This window comes from Pseudomonas sp. ASL7, assembly GCF_056680375.1.
On sequence record NZ_CM155279.1, the window covers coordinates 2,690,855 to 2,713,560 of the forward strand.

General features: G+C 56.2%; 35 protein-coding genes and 1 pseudogene. 12 read left to right on the forward strand and 24 right to left on the reverse strand.

Annotated elements, in window-relative coordinates:
* Window positions 1–33: 33 nt before the first annotated feature.
* From AC1MDT_RS12265 to AC1MDT_RS12355, 19 genes are all read right to left on the reverse strand, one after another.
* On the reverse strand, window positions 34–1,197 hold the full coding sequence (locus tag AC1MDT_RS12265; protein WP_480422256.1) for a phage major capsid protein: 1,164 nt from the start codon (window positions 1,195–1,197) through the stop codon (window positions 34–36).
* Between the two features lie 3 nt (window positions 1,198–1,200).
* Window positions 1,201–1,863: an HK97 family phage prohead protease gene (locus AC1MDT_RS12270; RefSeq protein ID WP_480422257.1), complete on the reverse strand. Its 663-nt coding sequence runs from the start codon at window positions 1,861–1,863 to the stop codon at window positions 1,201–1,203.
* A gap of 17 nt (window positions 1,864–1,880) precedes the next feature.
* Window positions 1,881–3,149 (reverse strand): phage portal protein, encoded by a 1,269-nt coding sequence (locus AC1MDT_RS12275; protein WP_480422258.1) that lies wholly within the window; start codon window positions 3,147–3,149, stop codon window positions 1,881–1,883.
* Complete coding sequence (locus tag AC1MDT_RS12280; protein ID WP_480422259.1) at window positions 3,149–4,858, reverse strand: terminase large subunit; 1,710 nt, start codon at window positions 4,856–4,858, stop codon at window positions 3,149–3,151. The genes AC1MDT_RS12275 and AC1MDT_RS12280 overlap by 1 nt, the downstream gene beginning before the upstream one ends.
* 2 nt (window positions 4,859–4,860) lie before the next feature.
* Complete coding sequence (locus tag AC1MDT_RS12285; protein ID WP_480422260.1) at window positions 4,861–5,340, reverse strand: phage terminase small subunit P27 family; 480 nt, start codon at window positions 5,338–5,340, stop codon at window positions 4,861–4,863.
* Window positions 5,341–5,518: 178 nt separating this feature from the next.
* The gene (locus AC1MDT_RS12290) at window positions 5,519–5,884 is read right to left on the reverse strand and encodes an HNH endonuclease (protein WP_480422261.1); all 366 of its coding nucleotides are present in this window, start codon (window positions 5,882–5,884) and stop codon (window positions 5,519–5,521) included.
* 321 nt (window positions 5,885–6,205) lie between these two features.
* Window positions 6,206–6,535 carry a phage holin, lambda family gene (locus tag AC1MDT_RS12295; RefSeq protein ID WP_480422262.1) on the reverse strand — a complete coding sequence of 110 codons (330 nt, stop codon included), beginning with the start codon at window positions 6,533–6,535 and terminating at the stop codon, window positions 6,206–6,208.
* A gap of 114 nt (window positions 6,536–6,649) precedes the next feature.
* Window positions 6,650–7,009, reverse strand: coding sequence for a hypothetical protein (locus AC1MDT_RS12300; protein ID WP_480422263.1), 360 nt, complete (start codon window positions 7,007–7,009; stop codon window positions 6,650–6,652).
* 162 nt (window positions 7,010–7,171) lie between these two features.
* The gene (locus AC1MDT_RS12305; RefSeq protein WP_480422264.1) at window positions 7,172–7,735 is read right to left on the reverse strand and encodes a hypothetical protein; all 564 of its coding nucleotides are present in this window, start codon (window positions 7,733–7,735) and stop codon (window positions 7,172–7,174) included.
* Window positions 7,736–7,744: 9 nt separating this feature from the next.
* The gene (locus AC1MDT_RS12310) at window positions 7,745–8,068 is read right to left on the reverse strand and encodes a hypothetical protein (protein ID WP_480422265.1); all 324 of its coding nucleotides are present in this window, start codon (window positions 8,066–8,068) and stop codon (window positions 7,745–7,747) included.
* Window positions 8,069–8,070: 2 nt separating this feature from the next.
* Window positions 8,071–9,360 (reverse strand): tyrosine-type recombinase/integrase, encoded by a 1,290-nt coding sequence (locus tag AC1MDT_RS12315; protein ID WP_480422266.1) that lies wholly within the window; start codon window positions 9,358–9,360, stop codon window positions 8,071–8,073.
* Window positions 9,357–9,788 carry a VRR-NUC domain-containing protein gene (locus AC1MDT_RS12320; RefSeq protein WP_480422267.1) on the reverse strand — a complete coding sequence of 144 codons (432 nt, stop codon included), beginning with the start codon at window positions 9,786–9,788 and terminating at the stop codon, window positions 9,357–9,359. Before AC1MDT_RS12320 ends, AC1MDT_RS12315 begins: the two co-directional genes overlap by 4 nt.
* Before the next feature lie 100 nt (window positions 9,789–9,888).
* Entirely contained in the window at window positions 9,889–10,191 is a 303-nt protein-coding gene (locus AC1MDT_RS12325) for a nuclease domain-containing protein (protein WP_480422268.1), read from the reverse strand.
* Window positions 10,182–10,391 (reverse strand): hypothetical protein, encoded by a 210-nt coding sequence (locus tag AC1MDT_RS12330; protein WP_480422269.1) that lies wholly within the window; start codon window positions 10,389–10,391, stop codon window positions 10,182–10,184. The genes AC1MDT_RS12325 and AC1MDT_RS12330 overlap by 10 nt, the downstream gene beginning before the upstream one ends.
* Window positions 10,384–11,067, reverse strand: a complete 684-nt coding sequence (locus AC1MDT_RS12335; RefSeq protein ID WP_480422270.1) for a replication protein P — start codon at window positions 11,065–11,067, stop codon at window positions 10,384–10,386. Before AC1MDT_RS12335 ends, AC1MDT_RS12330 begins: the two co-directional genes overlap by 8 nt.
* Window positions 11,064–11,813, reverse strand: a complete 750-nt coding sequence (locus AC1MDT_RS12340) for a DnaT-like ssDNA-binding domain-containing protein (RefSeq protein WP_480422271.1) — start codon at window positions 11,811–11,813, stop codon at window positions 11,064–11,066. Before AC1MDT_RS12340 ends, AC1MDT_RS12335 begins: the two co-directional genes overlap by 4 nt.
* Window positions 11,813–12,472, reverse strand: a complete 660-nt coding sequence (locus tag AC1MDT_RS12345) for a phage antirepressor KilAC domain-containing protein (protein ID WP_480422773.1) — start codon at window positions 12,470–12,472, stop codon at window positions 11,813–11,815. The genes AC1MDT_RS12340 and AC1MDT_RS12345 overlap by 1 nt, the downstream gene beginning before the upstream one ends.
* 152 nt (window positions 12,473–12,624) lie before the next feature.
* A complete protein-coding gene (locus AC1MDT_RS12350; RefSeq protein WP_480422272.1) occupies window positions 12,625–13,047 on the reverse strand; it encodes a phage regulatory CII family protein in 423 nt (140 codons plus the stop codon).
* A 66-nt stretch (window positions 13,048–13,113) separates the two neighbouring features.
* Window positions 13,114–13,323, reverse strand: coding sequence for a hypothetical protein (locus AC1MDT_RS12355; protein ID WP_480422273.1), 210 nt, complete (start codon window positions 13,321–13,323; stop codon window positions 13,114–13,116).
* A gap of 90 nt (window positions 13,324–13,413) precedes the next feature.
* On the opposite strand from AC1MDT_RS12355, the gene AC1MDT_RS12360 reads away from it, so the two are divergent.
* The 4 genes from AC1MDT_RS12360 to AC1MDT_RS12375 all read left to right on the forward strand — a co-directional run bounded on the left by AC1MDT_RS12360 (window position 13,414) and on the right by AC1MDT_RS12375 (window position 15,618).
* A complete protein-coding gene (locus AC1MDT_RS12360; protein WP_480422274.1) occupies window positions 13,414–14,244 on the forward strand; it encodes a S24 family peptidase in 831 nt (276 codons plus the stop codon).
* Window positions 14,245–14,486: 242 nt separating this feature from the next.
* Window positions 14,487–14,741 (forward strand): type II toxin-antitoxin system HicA family toxin, encoded by a 255-nt coding sequence (locus AC1MDT_RS12365; protein ID WP_480422275.1) that lies wholly within the window; start codon window positions 14,487–14,489, stop codon window positions 14,739–14,741.
* Window positions 14,738–15,184 (forward strand): type II toxin-antitoxin system HicB family antitoxin, encoded by a 447-nt coding sequence (locus tag AC1MDT_RS12370; RefSeq protein ID WP_480422276.1) that lies wholly within the window; start codon window positions 14,738–14,740, stop codon window positions 15,182–15,184. The genes AC1MDT_RS12365 and AC1MDT_RS12370 overlap by 4 nt, the downstream gene beginning before the upstream one ends.
* Entirely contained in the window at window positions 15,181–15,618 is a 438-nt protein-coding gene (locus tag AC1MDT_RS12375) for a hypothetical protein (RefSeq protein ID WP_480422277.1), read from the forward strand. Before AC1MDT_RS12370 ends, AC1MDT_RS12375 begins: the two co-directional genes overlap by 4 nt.
* A gap of 41 nt (window positions 15,619–15,659) precedes the next feature.
* Here the strand turns inward: AC1MDT_RS12375 and AC1MDT_RS12380 are convergent, their stop codons facing one another.
* Window positions 15,660–15,974, reverse strand: coding sequence for a DUF1654 domain-containing protein (locus AC1MDT_RS12380; RefSeq protein ID WP_480422278.1), 315 nt, complete (start codon window positions 15,972–15,974; stop codon window positions 15,660–15,662).
* Window positions 15,975–16,771: 797 nt separating this feature from the next.
* On the opposite strand from AC1MDT_RS12380, the gene AC1MDT_RS12385 reads away from it, so the two are divergent.
* Complete coding sequence (locus AC1MDT_RS12385; protein ID WP_436273629.1) at window positions 16,772–16,972, forward strand: hypothetical protein; 201 nt, start codon at window positions 16,772–16,774, stop codon at window positions 16,970–16,972.
* On the opposite strand, the gene AC1MDT_RS12390 is transcribed toward AC1MDT_RS12385, so the two are convergent.
* Entirely contained in the window at window positions 16,953–17,474 is a 522-nt protein-coding gene (locus AC1MDT_RS12390; protein WP_480422279.1) for a hypothetical protein, read from the reverse strand. The two genes, AC1MDT_RS12385 and AC1MDT_RS12390, sit on opposite strands and share 20 nt — an antisense overlap.
* Window positions 17,475–17,984: 510 nt before the next feature.
* On the opposite strand from AC1MDT_RS12390, the gene AC1MDT_RS12395 reads away from it, so the two are divergent.
* The 3 genes from AC1MDT_RS12395 to AC1MDT_RS12405 all read left to right on the forward strand — a co-directional run bounded on the left by AC1MDT_RS12395 (window position 17,985) and on the right by AC1MDT_RS12405 (window position 18,949).
* Window positions 17,985–18,257, forward strand: coding sequence for a hypothetical protein (locus AC1MDT_RS12395; RefSeq protein WP_480422280.1), 273 nt, complete (start codon window positions 17,985–17,987; stop codon window positions 18,255–18,257).
* Entirely contained in the window at window positions 18,254–18,568 is a 315-nt protein-coding gene (locus AC1MDT_RS12400) for a hypothetical protein (protein WP_480422281.1), read from the forward strand. Before AC1MDT_RS12395 ends, AC1MDT_RS12400 begins: the two co-directional genes overlap by 4 nt.
* An 81-nt stretch (window positions 18,569–18,649) precedes the next feature.
* Window positions 18,650–18,949: a hypothetical protein gene (locus AC1MDT_RS12405; protein ID WP_480422282.1), complete on the forward strand. Its 300-nt coding sequence runs from the start codon at window positions 18,650–18,652 to the stop codon at window positions 18,947–18,949.
* Window positions 18,950–19,132: 183 nt separating this feature from the next.
* Here the strand turns inward: AC1MDT_RS12405 and AC1MDT_RS12410 are convergent, their stop codons facing one another.
* Window positions 19,133–19,345 (reverse strand): hypothetical protein, encoded by a 213-nt coding sequence (locus AC1MDT_RS12410; protein WP_480422283.1) that lies wholly within the window; start codon window positions 19,343–19,345, stop codon window positions 19,133–19,135.
* Between the two features lie 89 nt (window positions 19,346–19,434).
* On the opposite strand from AC1MDT_RS12410, the pseudogene AC1MDT_RS12415 reads away from it, so the two are divergent.
* Window positions 19,435–19,841, forward strand: a pseudogene (locus tag AC1MDT_RS12415) (hypothetical protein).
* Here the strand turns inward: AC1MDT_RS12415 and AC1MDT_RS12420 are convergent.
* The gene (locus AC1MDT_RS12420; RefSeq protein ID WP_480422284.1) at window positions 19,838–20,209 is read right to left on the reverse strand and encodes a hypothetical protein; all 372 of its coding nucleotides are present in this window, start codon (window positions 20,207–20,209) and stop codon (window positions 19,838–19,840) included. The pseudogene AC1MDT_RS12415 and the gene AC1MDT_RS12420 sit on opposite strands and share 4 nt — an antisense overlap.
* An 82-nt stretch (window positions 20,210–20,291) precedes the next feature.
* Window positions 20,292–21,116 (reverse strand): DUF2971 domain-containing protein, encoded by an 825-nt coding sequence (locus tag AC1MDT_RS12425; protein ID WP_480422285.1) that lies wholly within the window; start codon window positions 21,114–21,116, stop codon window positions 20,292–20,294.
* Between the two features lie 52 nt (window positions 21,117–21,168).
* On the opposite strand from AC1MDT_RS12425, the gene AC1MDT_RS12430 reads away from it, so the two are divergent.
* From AC1MDT_RS12430 to AC1MDT_RS12440, 3 genes are all read left to right on the forward strand, one after another.
* Complete coding sequence (locus AC1MDT_RS12430; RefSeq protein ID WP_480422286.1) at window positions 21,169–21,633, forward strand: hypothetical protein; 465 nt, start codon at window positions 21,169–21,171, stop codon at window positions 21,631–21,633.
* Between the two features lie 3 nt (window positions 21,634–21,636).
* Window positions 21,637–21,846 (forward strand): hypothetical protein, encoded by a 210-nt coding sequence (locus tag AC1MDT_RS12435; RefSeq protein WP_480422287.1) that lies wholly within the window; start codon window positions 21,637–21,639, stop codon window positions 21,844–21,846.
* 161 nt (window positions 21,847–22,007) lie between these two features.
* The gene (locus AC1MDT_RS12440; RefSeq protein WP_480422288.1) at window positions 22,008–22,448 is read left to right on the forward strand and encodes a hypothetical protein; all 441 of its coding nucleotides are present in this window, start codon (window positions 22,008–22,010) and stop codon (window positions 22,446–22,448) included.
* Window positions 22,449–22,706: the final 258 nt, after the last annotated feature.

Consider the following 22,706-nt stretch of genomic DNA (forward strand, 5'->3'; position numbering starts at 1 on the left):
GAAACCGGGGCAGTTGCCTGCCCCGTCTCCTGGTTATGGTGCGGTTGCGAATGGACCGGTGATGATTGCAGTTGGACGGTAGTGAGCCAGCGCCAAGCGCTCTTCGCAGAGTATGGTGAGCATGTTCTTGACGAAGTTGTCACGGTCTTCACGGCTGACTTCAACGGTTGCGTCCATGCGATCCCATACCTGGGATGCCAGATCGAAACCGCCGACGGTGAATGTGCCCAGCGCCTGCGCCTTGGTCGCGACCACCGGCAAGCCCCACATCACTTTGGCAGCGAACGCAGCCGGTCCGCCGAAAATGTAGCGGCCGTTCTCATCCTTTAGCAGCGCGATGGCGTGCCAATCGCGCGGATTGAGAATGATGCCAGAGGCTTCAAACTCGGATTCGCTGGTCTGGAAGATTGCGTGAGCGATCTTGTCGGCACGGGTGTCACCAGTGACGTTCAGGGCGGCGTCGTACGCAGTGGCTACCTTGTTCAGGCCGGTCAGGTTGTCGCCGGTACCGTCACCGTTCAGCAGCTGACCTTCTTCGACCAGGGCGAGGCCGAACAGCAGACGGTTGTTCACGTAAGATTCGAGCATCGGCGCATCATCCATCACCTGGCGCGACGCCTGGATCCAGTGAGCAATGGTTTTGACGTTCGCCGTTTCCTTGGTGAAAGTCAGGTTCGACTCAGGCTTCAGAGTGCCCTCCGCCACCGGCGCCGCGCTGTTGGTGAACACATTCTCGCGAACATACTCGAGCGAGTTGGAACTGATGCGACCTTGGGCCAACAGGTCGCGGATGGTCAGCCGACGCAGGCCTGGCATCAGGATGCCTGCGTTGCGTTGCGGCTCGATCAGAGCGCCAGCCGAACCCGCACCACTGCCGAGTTGTTTGTTGAAGCTCTTGACGTCCACCTTGCCCGAGGACTTGCCGTCCCAGGACTTTTGCAGGTCGAGCGCAGTCTGCTCGGCAAACGACTTTTTGGCGTCAGGATTGTCCAGGTTGCCGGAAGCCAGCTTCTGCTCCAGATCGAACAGTCGAGTGCCGGATTTGGTTAGCTCTTCTTGAACGGTTTGGAGATCGGCCTGCAGCTTTTTGCTAACAGCGCCGGTCTCGGTGATTTCCTTTTTCTGCGCATCGAACAGTTGAGTCATGTTCGACTGCGCGTCTTCGATTGCCTTTTGGATCTGGGCCAATTCGGACATGGGTTATTTTCCTACAGTTGGGAAGGACTTAAGGCGATCCAGGATCGCGGTGATTTCGCCACCTTCGGAATCGCTCCGAACTGCGGACTTGATGCGGGCGATTAATGCCTGCGCTTCGGACTTGGAGAGGCCGGCCGATTCCCTCAACCAGCTTTCCGCGTCGCGGATGCTTTCGATGGCATCCATGCTCTTGAGCGTGGATACCGTGGCCTGCTCGTTCGCAGGGAACGTGCAGACGCTGATCTCGCTGAGGCGGGAGACATTCGTGAACGAGTAGCCGGTGGCAATTTGTGAGAAATCACCCTTGGCTGCTGAGAACCCGACAGACATCCCGCCGACTGTTCCATGAATCATTGCGGCCTTTAGAGCCTCAGACTGAGGATTGCCGGGCGTGAGTTCACCTTTCACGTGAAGGCCGGTGCTGTCTTCGGAGAGGCCAAGCCATTTGCCCACTGGGATCTCGTTTCGACGGTGATTAAAAAACATCGCCACAGCCCGTGACTGACTTTTCAGGGTATTTGCGAAAGCCCCAGGCTGAATAATGTCGCCGTCGCTATCGGTGATACCAAACACACTGGCGTAGCCCTCGAAAACACCTTGGGCGCCACCATCGGCAAACTTGATTGCGGCCTGCTCAAAGGCCAGTGTCTTGCAGATACTCGGCATTTCAGCCTCCAAAAAAACTAAACCCCGCTGGGTGCGGGGTTCGTTTGGCCAAGTTGGGTAAGCGGCACGTTCTGAGACTGCCGGGTGGCGACATCGCCGCCTGGGAGCGGCGGTCTGTTATCAATACGGCGGCCTTCGTTGATGGTCAGAAGACCCGTATCGACTTGTGTCTTCATGTAGTTGGCGCGAGCGGTCGAGTCACCGCTCAACAGACCAGCACGATTGTGCTCGGCGTGGATGCGACCCACGTCGGCTGGTTTTACGAGCCAGCGCTGAATGCTGGTCTCCCAAATCTCGAGGTATGGGTCGAGGGTGTACTGCAGAAACCCGAGATTCTGCTGCTCAATGCCAGAGCCCCAACTGGTGGACTTTTCAACGTCGCCCACCAAGTGAGGAGGCACGCCGAAAAAGCGGGCCAGTTCGCTGACCTGAAATTTTCTGGCGGCCATTGTTTCGGCATCTTGGGGACTCACACCGATTGCCTGGGTGGTGAATCCGCCTTCGAGAATCCACAGCCGCTTCCTGACCGGGCCGCCGGAGATCTCCTTGAAATTCTCCTCAAGCTGCGCACGCTGATCCTTGCTGAGAATCTTGCCGTCAGTCATGAGGAGCTGAGGTGACTTCGCGCCATTGGCGTAGAAGTCCCGCTGCTGGTCTTCCATGGCCACCGCGACACCGGCGGTCTTTGCGCCAAAGGCAATGGGCGACAGACCGACCAGGCCATTAAAGCCAAACCCCTTCAGGTGAAAAATGTCGCTCTGCTTGAAATCGGCGTACTCGCTGTCGCGGCGATATCTATAAACAATGCGCTTGCCTTCCAGCCGTACGTCCATGTTGACCGACATCAGCGGAACAAGGCTGATGATGTCCCCGGTAGAGTTGCGTTCGATCAGTGCATAGGCATTGCCGTAGTAGCAAAGCTGCATGGTCATGGCCACGCGAAAATCGAATGCTGTCATGAATTGGTTGGGGCTGTACCGAAGCAATCGAGCAAGCGGGTTATCCAGCCCGACTTTTGTTCTGTCATCACCTTTGGTCTCAAAAACATCCAGCGGCAGGCACGCGGTTACGCTGGAGATCAGTCGGACACAGGCAAAAACTGTTGAGATTTGAAGCGAGCGCTCATCGTTTACCACCGACTCTCCAACCACCCCGGAGGCTGAAACAGGACCGGTTTGCGATCCTTTTTCTGGAGTGACAAGCCGGCCGCCGACGAAGAAGCTCGCCATACGCGCCCAAAACGGGCTACGGGTGCGCAGGTCAATGCTGTAGTCGGTATCTGCCATCACATGCTCAATGGTTTGTTGAGGAAGGCATCAGCGCTGTCTACGTTGCACAGCAACATCGCCCGATTGACGCCCATGAGCGTGGCCACAGCGCCGTCGATTTTCTTCGCCGCCTTTTCCTTTCGAGGGAAGACGTTTTCGTTTGCGTCAGGTTTCGCGGTGACGTTGCCGAGCATCCAGGTGAGGATCGGGTTTCCGTCGTGGTGGAAACGACCGTTGAGGATCGCCCCGTTCATTTCCTTCATTGCCGGCGAGAAGGTCTTCGTGGTTTTGGGGATTTTCACAGGCGTGTGCCCTGCCCCTTCAAAGTCCTGGGCGATCTGAAACGCGCCCCATTCGTCGTGCGGAATCTCGGTGAGGGATACATTTTTGGCATCTGCCAGCAGATCGTCGCGCACCTGGTTGAAGCTCACCTCGGCGCCGTCGTGCGAAGTCAAAAGCCCCATGTTCACCCACTTCTGGTAGCGCTCTACGACCGACTTCTCGGTGCCGTACTGGATCGTCTGATCCGGCAGGTAGAAGCGCGGCGCCACGCTGTAGTAGTGCAGCACGCCGTCGATCACGCGGTAGAACAGGTTGATGCGGGCACACATGTCGGTCTTCGACGCCAGGTCGAGGCACATCAGGCATTCGCTGCCTTCGAAATCTTCCATGGCCAGCCCCGGATCAGCGCAGTCGCGCCAGGCTTCCATGTTGAAATACACCTCGCGGGCCGACACCCAGACGTTCAGGTGCTTCGTTTTGAAGGTGTTCTGGAAGCTGGCGTTCTTGATTGCCTTCTGTTGCTGGCTGATCAAGTAGTCTTCGTAAACCGATACCCCCATGTTCGGGTTGGCCTTGGCCATGACCTTGGGGTCGGTCCAGTCATCACCCTCGTCGATCGTCCAGACCCAGCCGAACAACTCGTCATCCGGGACGGTGCCCTCGAGCATTTCCACCACACGGCCGCGCATGTCGTAGCACGGGCCTTCGATGTTGCTCCCGGCGGTGGTGATGATGAACATCAGCGGTTGCCGGCGGGCGCCCATGCCCGTGAGCATGGTTTCGTAGAGCGCCGCGCTGTCATGCTCGTGATATTCGTCCACGATCGCGCAGCTCGGCGATGCGCCGTCACCCGGGTTACCGATGACGACCTCAAACCGCGCGCCATCTTCCGGCCGGCTCATGTTCGAGGCGTTGACCTCGATGCCAGCGGCCTCGATCAGCATCGGCGAGCGCTTCACCATCAACCTGGCCGGGCGGAATACCTCCCATGCCTGTTTCTCAGTGGTGGCGCCGCTGTAGATCTCGGCGCCGAACTCGTTGTCCGCGACGAACATGCCGATGCCTACTGCGGCGGCAATCACGCTTTTGCCGTTCTTGCGAGGCACTTCCCAGTAGCTTTCGCGGAACCGACGTAGACCAGACTTCTTTTTGACCCAACCGAACGTCGCGGCCAGGCCAAACTTCTGCCAAGGCTCCAGGGTGATGAGCTGACGCTTAAATGCCCACTCCCCTTTTACGTGCGGCATCAGCTGCGCGAGCGCCAGTTTCTTCTCGGCTTTCTTCGGATCGAACTTGTACGGGAACCCGGCCGACTTGCTTTTGACCAGGTCGTCCAGGTGCCGCTGGCAGGCGAGCTGCACAAATCGGCATGCGGGTTTCCGGCCTCGCACAACATCCCGCGCCCAGCGGTTCGCCGCCTCGACGTTGGGGTGCTTGTAGGCCATGGTTATCCGTTGAGAAGTGCTGAAAATTCGTTGGTGCCGGCCGGCTTTTTACCGCCCGTGAGACGGGATCGGCTCGACGGGTCGAGGCCGAGCAGTGAGCCGAACGTGACCATTTGCGCCATGGCCTCCTTTGCGGCGGTCAGGGCAGGGTTTTTGATGGGTGAGCCCATCGCTGACTGAACGACAATCCCGAACTCAGTTACCGATTTCTGAGCAGCCCGCCAGTTTGCATAGGCCGTGCAAAATGCCTCGACGTTATGCAGATCGGTTACACACAAAACCTTCTCAGCCAGGAGCGACGGAACAACCCTTGACCACATTTCTTGCGAGTTGGGACATAGCCACTCTGGGGGTTCAATTTTGTTAACGAGCGCAAAATCCGGCTCGTTCTTGTTGAGTTTTCGTTTGCCGGGATTACCGGCCAACTCCTTGCTGGCCGTGGGTTTGGGGCGACGGCCGGACCGCCCCTTTACCCCCGGCATCGGCGAGACTCCTAAATTTCATTTTTCGCGGTCGTGTGAATGAGACCTCAGCGCGGTCAGAGAGGCGAAAGGCCCAGACTTCTGTCCCACCCCCCTATCGATGGGGCCAGATCGATAGATTTCGCCATTTTTCGTGCATTCCGCATGAATTCCGGTCCTTTTTGACCTCATATGAGAATCATTCGCACAGATTCGACTCTCGGGCGGTCTTTTCTTTGTGGCAGTCGTGGTTGATGGCCTGAAGATTGCCCGGGTCGTCGGTGCCACCGTTCGCCTTGCCGATGACGTGGTCGACCTCGGTCGCTTCCCGCACTCGACCGAGGCTGGAGCAGACAGAGCACTGGCATATGTAGTGGTCACGCTTGAGGATCGAGGCGCGAAGGCGCTGCCATGCCGCACCGTACCCGCGCGAGGTTGTGCTGCCTGCCCTTCTCTCTCTGACCCAGGCACCGCGCTGTGTCGCGTGGTCATCGCAGAACCCCTGTTCGCCCTTCGACTTGACCAAGTTGGGGCAGCGTGTGGCTCTACAGGGTCTGGCTGCCATCGTTCTTACCCTCGGGTTGATTCGGTGGCGCTGGTCTGATCAGGCTCTTGGCCCGATCGATTGCTTCCTGCGTCCACTTGATCGCCCGAGCACGTCGAGCAGTGCAGCCTGTACATGCCATCAGTCCATCCTCTCGACAGTCACGGTACCGCGTAAGCGACGGGTGTAGACCTCGCCACGTCTGCGAGCGATACGGACAGAACACGGCAATACCCAGCGATGTGTCACACCAGACAACGCGCTCGATCTCATTGCCGTTGATGTAGACACGACGCTTACCGCGACCGTCATTGAAGTGGTGAAAACTATCGGGGCGGGCCATCACTCAGTGCGCCGAGGCAGCTTGAAGTCGGCAAAGCGATCAGCCAAGTCAGCGATCTTCTTGACGCCGAGGAAGCCAATGAACACACCGGCGGCGGTAGCGAAGTTCTGCGGCAGACCGAAGTACTCCAGCAGTGGGATCAGGCCAATGGTGATCAGCGTGCAGAGCGAGGCCTCAAGCAGCGCCTGTCGCCGCGTGCCGCCGCCGTAGATGATTCGCAAAGCACCCACCACGAATGACAGTGCGCCGGCATAGATCGTCGGCGCGTGCTGGCCCAGCCACGCGAGAACGAGCAGCCAGGTGTCTGGTTTGTCGGGCATGTTTGGCATCTCGGGTTCCTCCCTTTCGGGGAGTGAAATAGGTTCGGCTTCAGCGATGGGTGTGGTGTAGCCGAAAATGAAAAAGCCCCGGCAAATGCCAGGGCTTTGGTATTTCTTGGCGTCTTACGCGCGTGCTTCGCACCCTGGACGCGATGTATCGATGACCAAGTCGCCTTCAACACGGAAGCCGATCATCCCGAACAAGAAGGAATGGTTCAGCTGACTCATAACAACATCAGTCAGGCCTACTGCGCAGGTATCCTGCTGGATTGCGTTATCCATTGCCGTCTTCATGTTTGGGATGCCTGTAGGGAAGATAATTACCGGATAATTATCCTCGCCAGTCACGCGCTTGCCCTTTACAAATTTTGAGGCGTTGATGTTGTAGTTCTTGGTGCTCGCGACGGTCATGTCAGCAACACGAAGAGTACAGCCCGAGGTAGCAACGGCGGCAAGAAGTAGTGCAATGGCGGCTTTTTTCATGAGTTCCTCCTAAATTAGGGCGGGAATATATCAATTAGCCACTATTACAAACAGAAATTTCCCCACAAAAAAGCCCAGCAATTAACTGGGCCTCGGGTGTCGTCCCTCATAACGCGCAAGATCGACATGATAGGGGCAATTTATGATCATTCCGCCACTACGTCAAGCAGCGTCTATGAAAATTTCTTCCCGGTCGAATATCTCGGTTGCATGGATTACTGCGGCCTCTTCCAACGACTCAAGGCGCTTTGCGATGCCGGTTTTCCACCGCCGGCGCGTCGACTCTGGCTTGCCTTCCATGTCCCAGGTATTCATGTCATAGAATTCGGCCGGCAGCACGATCATATCGGTAGAGCGCTTACCAGTTTGGACGCCCTTCAGCTTTGGGATGGCCCACGCAGTGAGTGCCTTGTAGATGAACAATTGCGGCGCTGGGGAAACCATGCGGGCCACCAGCCGGCCGATGGCGGCAACCTTTTTGGCCTTGTGTGTCGAGTACTTAGCGACGAGTACATCCCACTGAACTGGCTCAAGCTGACGATGCAGCAGCGCGTAGAGGCAGCAGTCATAGTCGAACTTGTCGCGCACCGATAACGAACTGCCGGTGCCGCCTTGGCGAAGGTCAGCGTCGATCAGCTTCTGCCAGCTCTGCTTGGTGCTGTTGTCGATGTTGTCTGCGGCCAATACCCGGACAAGTGTGCTCATCACGTCTTTATAGATGCCCATGGTTTCCCCTCAATCCCCAGTGAAGTTGGTGCCGCCAGCGCCGCGGCGGTTATTCCGTTCGTACTGCGCGGTAGGTCCACACGTCAGCGGCTCGCGCTTCAATAGTTCGACCCGGTGTTCGGCGGCCTGGAGCCGGATGCTCAGCTGAGTAACCAGCACCTCCAGCGGAAGCGCATCGCCGGTATCAGCCGACACCCAGCCGGAGGCGTTGCATTGGACGCAGGCCAAGTCGTGAAAGACGCCCTTCACAACCGCCTTGCCCTTGCAGATCAGGCACTGAGCCAGGTCGAGTTGATCAACCTTGAAGACGGGTCCATGAGTCTTTTTATCCATTATTAAACCTCGCCATTAACAAATTGTGGAACCACCTTGCAGGCCTCGTCGTTCGTGGCTTGCAGGCTGTTTTGCGAATCTTCATATCTAACGCCTGTCTGCTCGTGAATCGCATTGAAGCCACGGCCATCTAACCAGTCGTGCCACTTCACCAACGCCAGTCGACGCTGCTCAGTGGCCTGGGTGTTGATGTAGGTGGAGGCGATCTTGCCCAGCGAATGATTGAGGAGCATCTCGCCGATGTGGCCGTCGATGCCGAGGTCTGTCCAGGCAGTGCGGGCCACCTTGCGCAAGTCGTGGCTGGTCCATTCGCCCATGCCCAGCCGGGTGAATACGGCACTCGCTTGATTGTCACTGAGCGCCAGGCCACGGCGTGACGGGAACAGGTACGCGCCTTGATAGCCGGCGGCCAACTGGGCATCGCGGTAGCGACGCAGCAGCGCGCATACCTGGTCGGTCAGTGGCAGCCGGTGCTCGGTGCGGGTCTTGGTGTGCTCAGCTGGGATGAACCACTCACGCTCGGGTAGCGTGATGTCGGCCCAGCGCGTCATGCGGGTTTCGCCAATGCGCGTCCCGTGGCAGAGCATCATCAGGGCCAGCATGGCGTCTCCCGGTGCTGTATCGAAACGCTCGATAAGCAGGCTAAGTACGTCCGGGATCTGGACACCACGCAGGCGAGCGGCCTTGGGCACGATGCGGGCGGTGGTGAAGTCGGCGAACTTCATGCCGGCCATGGGATTCGTCGGGATCAGGTCCAGCTTGTGCGCCTGGCGGAATGCGGCGGACAACAGGCGGTAGAGTTGCTGTACATAGGACAGCGACAGGATGGCTTGCAGTGGCCACATCAGCATCTGGTCGAGGCTCTGGGCACTCACGTCGCGAATCGGCAAATCAGCGAGACGTGGCTTGAGGTGGCAGGCGATCGCAGTCTTGCCGCCGGCTTTACGCTTGTCCGACAGCGACCGGTCACGGGACATGCGGTCACCGTACCAGTCGAGCAGATCGCCGACGGTGGTCCACGCCTCGATGGCGGCGCTCGCGTTCGGCTTGAGCACCAGGCGCTGACGCAGCTCGGGTAGCACGGCCAGCACCGCATTGGCCTTGAGGTCGGGATACCCGGCGATCCGCCGCCACGAACGATTCACCACCAGATACCAGGAGCCGCGCCCCCTCCCCTCGCTGAATCGAAAATAGAGACCGGGGTGCCGAGGATCACGCAGCGTATGCACTGATGAATCAGCGGCCTGCCGGCGAATTTCGGCGTCGGAGAGGTTGACGACGGCGGTGCTCATGCAGCCACCACTGTAGGAGTTAGCCGAAGGTAGGCGCGGATCTGCTCCATCGCATCGAAGTGACCACGGCAGGCCACAGCGAGATACCCCTGCTCGTTCAGTTTGCGGATGCGCTCGTGCTGTCTGGCCGAGATGGCGGCATCGTTCGGCGGTGTTGCCTTGAATTCGATGTATAGGCCGAAGAATCCACCGCGCGCCATGGTCAGCACCAGGTCAGGGATACCGGCCACCACACCTTGCTGCTTCAACTTCGCGGCCACCGACTTGAGGCGATGCCCACCGTTCGGGACGTGATAAATCAGGTCAGCAACTTCAGGCATACGGAGGCGCAGTTCAGCCATCAATGCCGCTTGCTCAAGGCCCTCGCGGTCGACTGGCTTGGCTCGCGTTATCCTGGTCTTGAAAAGTTTCATAGCCGCAGGCTTCACTTTCGGTCACCTCGCGCTATTCGGTGCCGGCGGTCCAAACGGCGGAAAGCTTCGAGGATGCCACCGCTGGCAATCAACATCAGTGCAACCAAGGCAGTAATCATGCAGCCCCCTTGACGGTAAGTATTCCGGCCCGGATCAAGGCCTCATGTGTTTCGGCGATCGGACGCGGCATGTCCTGCCAATCGATGTCGCCGGCGGCGCGGCCGTCGATGACGTCATGGCAGGCGCTGCACGCGTACACCGCGACAGTGTCGAATCCCTTCATACCCATTCCCTTCTGCCCGCATGGCAGGTGAGCGAGCACCGTCGTGGCTGGGTCGAAGTTGCAAGCACCGGGCGTGCGGACGGTGCATTCCTGGCCGTTGGCCGAGGCGCGGAGCTTCTTCGAGGTCACGCGCATACCAGCTCCCCGGTGATGACGTCGATCACCTCGAAATGCTGTGGCCACATAGCGCGGCCGAACTGAAACGCGAGCACCTGGTGTTCGAACAGTGCGACGGCGCGATCGGGCTTGTCGGTGAGATCCCACTTGTAGCCGCAGCAGTGCACGGCGAAGCGATAGTCGAGTGCGTTGGTCGGAGCAAGACGGGAGTCAGCCACGGTAGCCTCTCAACTTGGCGCGCAGTTGCGCCAGCGCACCCTTCCCAACCTCAGGGGTGACCTTCGCTTCCGCTCGCGCCGCCAGCGCTTTGGGCATCGACTGAAGCGGTAAACCGGCCAGCAAGCGGCGGATGGTGATGGTGTAATTACGGTCGAAAAGCTTAAGGCTGAGCGCCGTGTCGAGTTTGTTCAGGCTCTCGAAGCCGCACTCCTTGGCTGTGTGCCATACCGCGTCGTGCGACCACTTGCCCTGCCCCGCCATACCAGGATGTGCGTTACGGCATGCTTCCCGATGCGCGGCCACAAGTGGTGGCAAGCCCAGCATTTCTGGGGTTGGCTTGCACCATTCGATGAACTGACCCGGGCTTGGGATGAAATCGCCCGGTTGCTTTCGAACTTGGGTCATTCCGAAATCGATCTGGCCCTGAGTGCAGATACCTTCCTCGAGGAACGCCTGAAACCATTGGCGCTTCGATGCTTGGTAGGTTTCCCTATCCGGCCATGCCTGCCGCCACGCCGAGCGAATGGAGCGCAGCTCTTTGAACAGCTCGTTGATGGCAGTCACCAGCGTGTGGTGGGTTTCATTTGCGACCGGCGCCGCGTCGCCCGCGGCGATGAACTCTCCCGATTTGGCTTTCGTCCATAGGTCTTGGGCAATCACCGATACGGTCTTCATGACTTCACCCCGTTCTGCCAGTCGGTGTCGTCATCGTCGAAGTCGGAGGCCGGCGCTTGCTTCGGCTTGAACTGCTTCACATTCGAGGCAGCGGCCCGGGCTTTGTCGTTGTTGACCCACTTGACCAACATGCCAACCCATTCGGCCTGGGTGTTCACCTGGTGTTGAGGCTCGTAGTGAGCAGTGAATGCGACACGGACTTCTTCGGTGAACAGTTCGAGCGCCAAGCCGCGGTGCAAAGCGTAGGTTTTCAGTAGTGTTTCATCCGGCACCCAGTCGAGGGTCATTTCGCTGGGCATGCGAGGATCGACCGGAGCCAGCGCAGAGAGAGGTTCTTTATTCTTCTCTACATCTTCTTTAGGTAACGCACCGCTAACGTTCGCAGCGTTACTTTTACCGTTACTCGCCTTGTGGTTTGCAACACGCTTTGCCGTGAGAAGCCTGTTTTTAGCGGTCTTCCCGTTGTGACGGTCGAAGTGCGGAAGGCTGATCACGCCGTCGAGTTCGATCATCCAAGCGACCGACTTCATGTGCTCACAGAAACCGATAACGCCGACGAGACGATCGAGTAACTTTTTGCTAACGCTCGGAGCGTTACCATTTTCGGTTTGCTGGTCGAACCAACCCCACACGCGCATCAGCTTGCCGACGACAGCGTCAGGATCGATATCGGCCAGGTCGGCGATCTGGCAGACCTCAGGCTTATCCAGGGTGGTGAGTTCGAATTTGATCCAGTCGCCGGCCATTACGCGGCCTCCTGCAGTAGTTCAGCGAGACGTGTAAGGCCTTTCGGCGTGACCAATGGATCGAAGGCCGCGCGCTCAACGCCGGTTTCAGGATCAGCCTTCAAGGAAGTGACTTTGTGAATCATGTAGCCGGACGTGATGCGCGGCTGGTAGGCGGTCCACCGGCCAGAGCCGTGGCGCCGAAAAATCCAGCGGTGTTGTTCCAGCCAGGCGAAGAGCTTCGACGGCTGGACCTGCAGGTGCTTGGCGGCGTCAGTTATGCAGATCGCACCGCCAGCGGCCGCCAGTCGCTTAATGGCCGCGACCTTCGGCGCCTGATCGAGGATGACCAAACGAAGCGACTGGTTGTCTTTGGCTTGGTCAGCAGCTGCCTGCAATGCTTCGGCGTATGTGGCAGGAATTTGAAACTGACCTACTTGGGCTTCCAGTTCCTGCCAACGGTCAATGATCCGCGCTCGCAGCTCTACGCTGTAGCCCGAGACCACCACGAGGGTATCGCGCTGAGACAGCAGAAACTCGCGGTAGACCTGGCCATTTTGCGGATGGACATAGGGGGTGTCGTTTGAAGAAACGACACCCTTTGCAACTAAGCCACGGATGGTTTTCATCACGTTGTCGTGTGAGCTGCCAGTCAGTTCGGCAATCTCACGTGACGACATGGTGTGCCACGACACGTTTTGCGATTGCCCTAAAAGTGTTGCGACATGACGGGTATTGCCGGGGGTGATCTGGTTGTGCATAATCATCTCCACAAAGTTTTGCCGCTGTTGAAAAAGCCGACCTCGTACGTCGGCTTTTTTGTGTCTGAAATTCAGGCGGCCTTGACCGAGCTTTCCAGCTCCGCAAGGCTCTCCCGGACGTGAGTTATTTCCGTGAGAATTTCGGACTTCTCACTGGTGGATACATGGCTGTCATCCAGCGCTTCGTGAATGGCGATAGTCAGGTCAGCAACTTCCTTGCCCACATGGATGAGCGATGTCGTCAACGCTTTTGGCGCCGGCGCTACCTTAGGGGTGACCTCAAAACCGAACTGATCAGCCAGGGTCATCAATGGGCGCATGTCACCGGTGTGCAGCAGGATCCCGAACAGATGCTCGATGGTCAGGTGATGAGCCGCGTTGTCAGGATTCGAGCGCTGCAGCAAGCTCACGTGTGCCATGCACATTTTCCCGGCCAGCTCCTCTGCCCCGCTTTCCTTGACGGTGGTGTGGCAAGCCCTCAAGAAATCTTCCATTCGTAAAACCTCAAATTTGTTTCCGTGGTGCCCTTGTGGGGCTTGGGCGATTATTTAGTCAGCTCGTTAGGCGGCAGAGTCGTCGAGCGCCTGGGCCGGGTCGTCTTCCCGTCGAGCGACCAGTGCGCCGCGCGACTCTTTTTCCAGAACGCATTGCATTGGGTAGGAAAATCCGCCCGAGGTACGGCACTGCGATACCCGACTACCAGTCACGCGAAGAGCGTCACCAATAGCGCGGCCGGTGCCGAAATGTTTCAGGGCTTCGTCGTAGGTCATGGGGCTTGTCTCCATTGTCTGCGTCGAGTTTAGAGTTCTTAACAATACAAGGCAAGTTATCTAAACTATGAAATGTTTAGAATCCTAAATATGGAATTCAAAGATCGCGTTACCGCGCGCATGAGAAAGCTGAACCTCAGCGCTACAGACATCAGCAAACTGACAGGCGTATCCAAGTCGACGGTAAGCTTTTGGGTGTCGGGGACTAATGGAGCAAAGGGGAAAAACCTTCTTGCGCTGGCTAAAGCGCTGGAGTGCTCTCCTGATTGGCTTTCAGAAGGAACAGGCTCACCAGGTGATACCGCATCCTTGGATGGGCCGAAGGCCGGGTCTACCAGTGCCGAGCTGGTGGCTCACATGCTCGCGACAAAGGCTGGCAAGAATCTGTCTGACAAAGCTCGGGAGATGGTGCTTGCGGCAGCAGCCGAGGCCGACAGCCCTGCTGTCACTGGTCAGCAACATCTGCCAGGAAATTACGCAGTGCTCCGACCAACCAACGATGAGATTCTGATTCCTCAGTACGATATCCGCGCGGCCATGGGTCATGGCCAGGTTCCCCCGGAGTACAACGAGGCGGTTCGGAATCTAGTCGTGCGTGAGGAAATATTGCGAGAGAAGGGCGTAATTTATACCGCCGCCAGTGCGCTAGCCATGATCACAGGCTGGGGCCAGTCGATGGAGGGGACGATCAACGACAAAGACTTAGTGATCGTTGATCGAGGCATCAAAGATTTCATTGGGGAAGGAATCTACCTTCTCACTTGGCACCAAGAGCTATACATCAAACGAGTCATGCGCTTGGACGAAGATCATTACCGACTGATCTCGGACAACCAACATTACGAGAACCAGACGGCGCGGATAGACGACGTGACAATTCACGCTAAAGTGCTGCTGATCTGGAATGCGAGGAAGGCTTAACTTGGCGGATTACATATTCTTCACTCTCCGTTGCCGCCGACCAAAATTCAGTGAAGATTCTCCGATCAAGCCGTCATTTTCTCAGCCTAATGCTGATTTAAGCCAAATTTCCCTGGAATAGGTATGGAACGCCAATTTTTTTCCTCGGGTGCTAGCACCAACCACACGACCGCTCGCTCCTTAAATTTGCAGCTAGCAGTGCAACTGAATTATAGTTGCAGACGCAGTGCGGGAGCCATCATATGAGCAGGCTTCAAAAGCTCAGAGACGATTTTTCTCGCAAGCCGCCACCCAAGGATTTTTCCTGGGATGATCTTGTCAGACTTCTCAAGGGGTATGGCTACACTGAACATGAGGGCAGCGGGTCTCGTAAACGGTTCGTAAGCAGGACCCAGCACAAGATATCTCTTCACAAACGACATCCTGATAGCACTCTGCTGGAATATCAGATTGAGCTGGTAAAAGAAGCTCTTATATCGCAAGGGCATATGACATGAGCAAACAGATTCTTGAGCACAATGGATTTCAGGGATCGATGGAGTTTTCGTTGGAAAACAACATCTTGTATGGAAAGATCTTACACATCGAGGATTTGGTCACTTTCGAAGCGGACACCCCACAAGGACTTCGCGAGTCGTTCATCGAGGCAGTTGATGATTACGTCGATATGTGTCGCGATCTCGGCGTGGAGCCAAATAAGCCATTCTCTGGAACTTTCAACGTCCGAATTGGCCGTGAGTTGCATCGAGAGGTTGCTAGGCACGCTGCACGCGAGGGCAAAGGTCTTAACGATTTCGTAAAAGACGCCATCGAGTGTCACGTTCACGGTCGGCATCAGGAAGTTCATCACCATTATCCCAATCATCAGGACTACGAGGGATCTTTCACCCTGCACGAGCGTAGGCCGACCCAGAAGGTTTCTATGAGATTGGTGAAATGAACCTATATGACGTACGCCTGGAGGGCGTGAAGCTCGAGGAAATACGTGGCATTCCTTACGATGACAACGGGGACGATAACTATGACGCCCGGTTTCAGGTAGCAGTTATCACCCCCGTCAAAGATCTCAAACCTCACGACCCTGTTGAGGTGAGAGTGAAGCTGCAAACATCCCAAAACGATGATGCACCATTCTTTGAACTCAGCCTCATCGGGAAATTTCAAGTAATGACACCTGGGGGCGCTGAGGCGCTGGCTAGTCCAGAAGCGAACTATGAGCTTGGGTCGTTGCTCTATCCCTATTTGCGCAGCATCGCAAAACCCTTACTAGAAGCAATGGGGGCGAATCCGGTCGATTTTCCTTTTGCCCCTCCCCCAGCGCCTCCAAAAAAGAAACCCGCACCTCGAAGAAAGAAGACTTTGGCTGCTCCATGATGCCGAATCCGAAAGCCCGCTATAGCGGGCTTTTTTACACTTCAGAAAGGCGCTAGGTCCTCTAGCGTTAAGAACTCCTCATGCGCCTCGACCTGAGGGTCGTTCTCTGATGATACCTCCCACTTCAACGTAACCGACTCGTCGTCGTTGAATGTCATATCTATGCCGTCCGTCTCGGATAGCAACCCCATAACCTCGTCCCACTCCCTGTCCCCGTCTGTATCTAATCGATGGATTGTGACCCACCGCTGGTCCTGTGCGACGGGGTGATTGATCATCGACGAAACCCGCAGGCCAAGCCGCTCGATACCACTAATTTCCTGACGTACTACCGGTTTAGCCTGTTTCTTAGCCATGCCCTGCCCTCCTGTTCAATGCTGTATATCCATACAGTTTAGACGCAGCATAGCCTGTAGTTTCCTAAACCGTAAGTCTTGACGTGGCGATTCCATACCGGTATTCGGCCGAGCTTTTTGTTAAGTTATCTAAAAATAGTGTTGACTCTTTTTGTTTAGTTTTCTAAATTGCATCCATCGCAGCAACACACAGCCACTGCGAAGGGCCACAACCGGCCCACCGCTCTTTAACAGCCAGCGCAACAAACAACAGACCGCATTGCCTCTACCGGCGACCGGCGAGCAGACAGGCCCGAAAGCCTGCCAACGACAGGAACAACCTGGACGGCTGCTCGATGGTGAAATGCCAGAACCGTGTATGCCCAGTAGGCACGAACGACCCGGCAAACAATGCGCCCCGCGAATCCCGGCGGCAGAAGGGAGAGACACCGAATCGAATTAGCGATCCCGATAGCTTCGGCTGGGAACGCCGGACCTCATGCACCCTGCCCCACTCAGTCGGGCATTCAGAGCTGTAGCGTGCATGTTGTAAGGACCTGTGATCCATGGCGAACAGATGCTGTTTGACGCCATGAGGAGGAAGCTCGACGCCCACCCAACGATAGCCAGCCCTGCAATCAGCAGCGGGCAACCGGCGCACTCACCGCTGACGCAACAAGCCCGGTCTGACGCCAGTAGCGAGGCCGGGCACATTCGATTAAAGCCAGTGACCGACGCCAGTAGCGGGTCATGGCGGAAAGCATCACTGAAGCTCGTTCACCGAGCGGGCTTTGGGATGACAACCGAGGGAAACAGATATGAAATTTGAAAAAGAAATGGTGGTGATTGCCCCGTTGGACCTGCCGAACAGCAGGGACCAACAGCCGACTATGGCGGATCTTAAAAAAGTCTCACCAGGTGCACCGATAAGAAACTTCGATAGTGGTCCGGCCGTTCCAAGTCGAGATTGGCGCTACCATCAACATATTGATCCTAACCTCAAAGAACCGGATCGTTAACAAAACCTATCTGGCGCTCCAGGCGTATCGGGCTGTTGGTCAAGATTTCTGTATCAACACGCCAAGCTCCATCCGCCCCTATGCGCACCTGAGGTGTATTGGCCCAATAGTCCTTGGCCTGCCCCTCATGCAGCTCCATGAAAGATATCTGTTGTTGAAGGGTGTGATCTTGAAACATAGAAAAATCACCCCGATGAATCTTCGCGTCCTGATTGACGATCGATGCCTCATAGATAACGCCAGACGTATTGATGTAATGCCCAAACCTCCGGGCATACTCATGACTTTCGAAAAGGAAGCACGCCTCAAATCGAGACACTTTTTCAGGGTGGTATTGGTTTCTGACGCTCTCGAAAATCAGCTCTCTGGCCAAGTTAAGAAAATGACCTTCCGGACCTCTCGGACCAACTGAGTAAGCCTTCAAGTTTCGACCGAAATTTCCTGGCAGTACAACAGTTCCTTCTCCAAGCATGGTGGGAGCAATATGAAAATACTTTGTCATAGGTTGTTCTCGCAGTCGTAGGGACCGCGAGATTACCACGGCCCGGCGTGGGTAAATATCCGGGCACCTATTTCTGCCAGAACGCCAGCGCCGCGACAGCCTGTCGTTAACTGCCCGATCCTCTCCATGAGAGCGCATCGGGGTGTGATCTGTGAGACGCGGCCGCTGAAACCCAAGCGCCTAGATGGATGCGCCGAAACGCGGAAACGGGGCGCTCAACACCAGATCACATGCGGATGATTCTGCACCGCGCAAGCGGCCCCCTGCATCCAGTAGGACCGGAAACAAATTGCACCTAACCGGAATAGTTTTTCCACTCCCCCACAGAGGGCGACCGCCATGAAATAGACCATGACCCAACATCGCTGCATCTGTGAAAGGCCCGAACGTCCAACGGGCCTTTCTTTTTCCCCGCCTTTATCCGTCAGCACTCTCCCCTGCGCCCAACGGCAACCAGCAGGAGGGCCGAGTGCTGACGAATACACGCAACCCCACACCGAGGAATCAGCCATGCACCCACTGATCCAACAACGCCGGGATGTCCTCGGCGCACTGATGGTTCGCAGCCAGATGGCCCGCGAAGAGTTCGCCCGCCGCGTCAACCTGCTGATGCCTGAGCAGCCGGTGCGCTATCAGGTAAAGAACGTCGGTCCGAAGGCGTACCACATCATCGACCTGTTCACAGGCAAGACCTGCGGCTTTCGCTTCGAACACGTGTCCGCCGTCGACTACGCCATCCAGCTTGAGGAAAAGGCCAACCGCCTGCCCGGAGGTGCGCAGTGATCGGCGTACCAATGCCCAACACGCGGGACTCGATCATCGCGAACCTGAACCAGCAACTGGATCACTACTTCGGCGCCGGCAAGGCGGTGCAAGAAATTGCCCCAGGCGTGACCGGCGAGAAGGACGCCATGTTTGGCACTTCCCACAGCAACAAGCTGCGGATCGAGCGCAACAAGCTCGCGCCACGGCTCAAGGAACTGGCCGACGCCGGCAAGACCGTCATCGAATCAGCCAAAGAGATGGGGATGGAAACCAAGCGCGCCAGGCTCATTGCCCGCGAGAACAACATCAAGTTCCCGGGACCACCGTGAGACGCATCAGCAACCAGGTGCGACAGCGCCGACGACAGACATGGCTGGATCTACCAGCCCACGGAATTGAAGAGGCAGGCCATGGCCAAGAGCAACGTGGATATTCAGAAGGACAAGCGGGCCAAGGAGAAGGTATTGCTCGACCGGATCGGTGCCGAGAAGCGCACGTTGATTGTGTCGAAGGCACTGGCTGATGCACTTCAGGTACTGGGCGAACGTCACGACTTCGAGGAATGGCAGGAGACGGTATCGACCTTCCTGATAAACCTCGCCGCTGCGCCCGCAGAAGATACCGCCCGCTTCGCCAACATGTCGCGACCTGAAATCGTTATTACAGAAAAACAGTCGCGACAGCTTAAAAAATCGCCAAAAACGGCGTAGATGTCTGAGCGATATGGTGGTCACTCCGTCACTCAGACGACCAATCAGAACGTGGAAATATTTCTGCAGGGATCGAACTAAATCCTACCGCCCGAGAAAGATATAGTCGGTGAAATCCATCATAAAGCTGATACGGATAAGGGCTTTGAGGACCTTCGTTTTCTAAAACGCGGATATGCTCAATCAGGCTTCCATTCTGAAACCCTCGAGAATGGATATGCCCCTGGCAGGATCAAAAAAAGGTCTACGAGCTCGCGTTACCGGGGCGATTGATGTCAGCTCAAGCAGCGCAATTTTTTCGTTTGATCGATCAAACTTGTAGTGGGCTTGATCCGGCACAAAACTGCCAGCACCGTTTTCAATGATGAATTTCTTCGCCTCTTCTACTTCATTCATCCCCGCCTCCTGATCTCGAATCTCAATATACCAACCGCTATGTACTGTCTCATCCGGTCACGGAGGGCGGTGCCCGACTGGAGAAATCCATGAGCCACAACTGCGCATACGTCCGGCAGCACTATCAGGTGCCCGCCGAAATCGGCCACCGCGTGATCGCCTACGGAAAGCCCGGCGTCATCTTGGCCGACCGCGGTCACTACATCGGCGTGGTGCTGGACGAAGACCCGAAGAAGCGGATCAGCAACTACCACCCCACACACGAAATGCAGTACGGCGAGATGGCCGAGTCACTTCCGCTGAAGGAGTGGCAGGTCATCACCGTCGGTGCTACGACTGGTTCGACGTTGTGCACGATATTGGAGATGCACGCCGCTACGTTGAGCATGTCTGGGCGGCCACCAGAAGTCAGGCCAAATACCAAGCATTTCAGCGCTTGGAAGATTGCTTTGATAGCGCCAAGGCCATGTGCTTCTTCAAGGTTCGGCGTGCTTAAGCCGCACCCAGTGGCAACAAATCACCAAATCCCCAAACGGCTGTTCCCGTCAAAATCATTGCTACTGATAATCGCAAACAATATCCAATCTGCGTTCTGTATTTAAGGGCGGCATACATATAGGTCGGCCCAGCAAGTCCGCCAGGATACAGAGCGCCCGCCATATCTCTCGCCTTTAGATCAGCAAGAAATGCCATACCCGCCATTACGGCGCCCGACCTTGAAATCCAAATACTGGGCTTTTCAAGGAAATGGCAAAGAAACACCGCAACTAAAGGTGTAAGCACAGCGAGCAGCGTGTAGGTAACAAATTTCCAGCGAGCCTTCAGTATCGCCCGCTCATAAGGACAATCAACTTTTTCGTCCATACATCTCCCTAATAAACAAGCTGCCGCTGACCCAACATAAATACCCCACTTCAACGAATCACGCCAGCCAGCGAGGACCGGACTATGATGCTCGATAAGGAATATCTGACTTAATAACCGATATTTCATGCTCTATGCTGCCACCATCAGCCACATAATTTTGCAACAGCGACGAAACAAGCGCGCGCATCGAAGTATAAGCGAGATCCTGATCTCTCATCGGCCCAATGTGAACTGCCTTCACACACTCCAACGAGAAATTCGCAATCGTGTATGGAATTAATAGATTGCCCCTCTGACGAAATTTTAGATCCTTGCTAGGTATTGACAAATCAACTACAGATCTAACTTCTCGCTCTTCATAAAAGCTTTCGTTTTTGAATATCGAAGCTGTTCTGACGAGATCATAAAGAAAGTCGAGAGAGTCTGGCCCGGCAGCGCCATCATATAAATTGAAATCTGCAGCGAGCCCGTGAATGGATTGAGAAACCATATCCTCCGCGACTTCCATTTTTCTAGCTCGATCGTACACACAATCAAACAGTTTGAGCTCCGAGCTAAGCGCTCCTCTATCAAACTCTATAGCGTAACTGCCATAAGCCCGCCACTGACTAAGCTGGTTCCCCGCCTCACTAAATGAGCATACAAGGGTTGGCTCATCATCAATCCAAACAGACACATGATCATCAAAAGAAGTAATCAATAAATTTACTGCTTGGTCAAAATGTGCGTCAGAATTTTTGAGGTTTTTTAGTTCCTTGTGGAGCGCATCCAAGATAAATACAACACCATCATTCATCTCCTGAGCATCATTCAGAAACCTTAAGTCAGTAAGCCATAGTTCGCAATTTTCTAAGATCGCTTTCACAGCCCCAACATCCGTGTAGTGGAAAAGACTTCCCGACATTTTCCTGCCCCAACCTTGTATTGATCCGTGAATATAACGCCGAGGTTTCCCAATGCCCACAGAAAACAAACCGGTCGAGCCAGGCTTTGACCTGAACACTCCAGATGGCGGACGCGGTTACATCGCCCACCTGTTCAAGACCGTGCTCAAGCGTCACGACTACCGCCAGTACATCAATGAGCTTCTGGCCGGCGACTTCGCGTGCACATTGGCGCAGCACCTCGAGGCGTCGAAGGCTCGCGAGCACGCCCTGCAGCTGCGCCTGAACGCAGCGGATGAGGCCCTCGACAAAGCAGATGACGATTTTTCCCTGCTTAGCCTGGAAGCTGGCCATCGGATGGATCTGCTGGAGGGGTTGTTACGCAGAACCCTGGACTACTACACCGAGTCATGCTTCCCAGAGGATCTGCTTGCGGAGTTCCAGGCGGCACTCAAGCCAGCAGAGGCGGAGCGGTACCACGAAATCCCCAGCACGTGCGGCCAGCGACTAAACCAGCTCGCCAATGAGGGTGAATAAGCCATGAACAAACCAACAACGAAAGAACTGGCCGAGGCCGTGAAGGCTCAGAACAAGCTGGCCAGCGAAAACGTGCAGAGCCATACCCAACAGGCCAAGTTTCACCAGGAGCAGGCCGAGTATTGGCAGCGTCAGGCAGATGCAGCACAGACACTGAGCTTTCGTCTGAGCACGGAAGCAATGAAAGAAGCAGACGCCGCCAAACAGCAGTAACTCCCTCCCCCTTCAAAGTCAGCAGTATCCCGGCTGGAGCACATCTGTACTCCAGCCCTAGAAAATCTTAACGCCGTCTCGAAAATCCTAATATCCGGCGCTCTCACTCAAAATTCATTAACCAACTCAAAGTCAGCCGCTATAGCGGCAAGGACGAAGTCATGCCTGAAGAAAAGATAACTTTCGTGAATGGCGAGCCGGCCAAGTGCGACTGCCAAATGAATTTCAGCTCCGGCGGCGGCGAATACTCCGACGCGCTCTATGTGATGCCATGCGCCACACACAGCCCTAAACCTTTCGGCCCCATTGAAGTAAAGCGCGATGAAAATGGCTATTGGTCTCACCCGGGCATCCCAGACTTCGGCGGTGACGAAGACCCGGCAAAGTACATAGCCTGGGCTGACTCGCAGAAGCTGGAACGCAAAGGCTGGCACATGCTTGACGGACTCGACGGTCCCCCCTACGAGAACGGTGAAGCACATTGCAATGGCTGGGAACCAGAGTCGCCGGGACCTGAGTGGTTCCTGATGGGGATCTTCGACACTGAATACGGCCCCTATGTGAACTGGGCGCGGCGCATTTCGCAGCAGGTGGCGCCATGATCTTCGCCCCGCTCTACATGCTCTGGCTCATCTACAAGGGGCCGCGGCGATAGACGCCATTTGCGACGACCAAGGCCGCCCAGCTTGCAGACTTAACGGCCTGCGGATGCTAGACCCGGCGATCTTCCAGCATCAGCTCTTCGCCTCCGCCGACTCCACGAACGCTGCGGTGAACGGCGGGGCATCAGCCGCTTAGAGATGTATGCCCCGCCCCACCGCCGGCCAGCGCGCCAATGTCATCGCCAACCACATCGAATC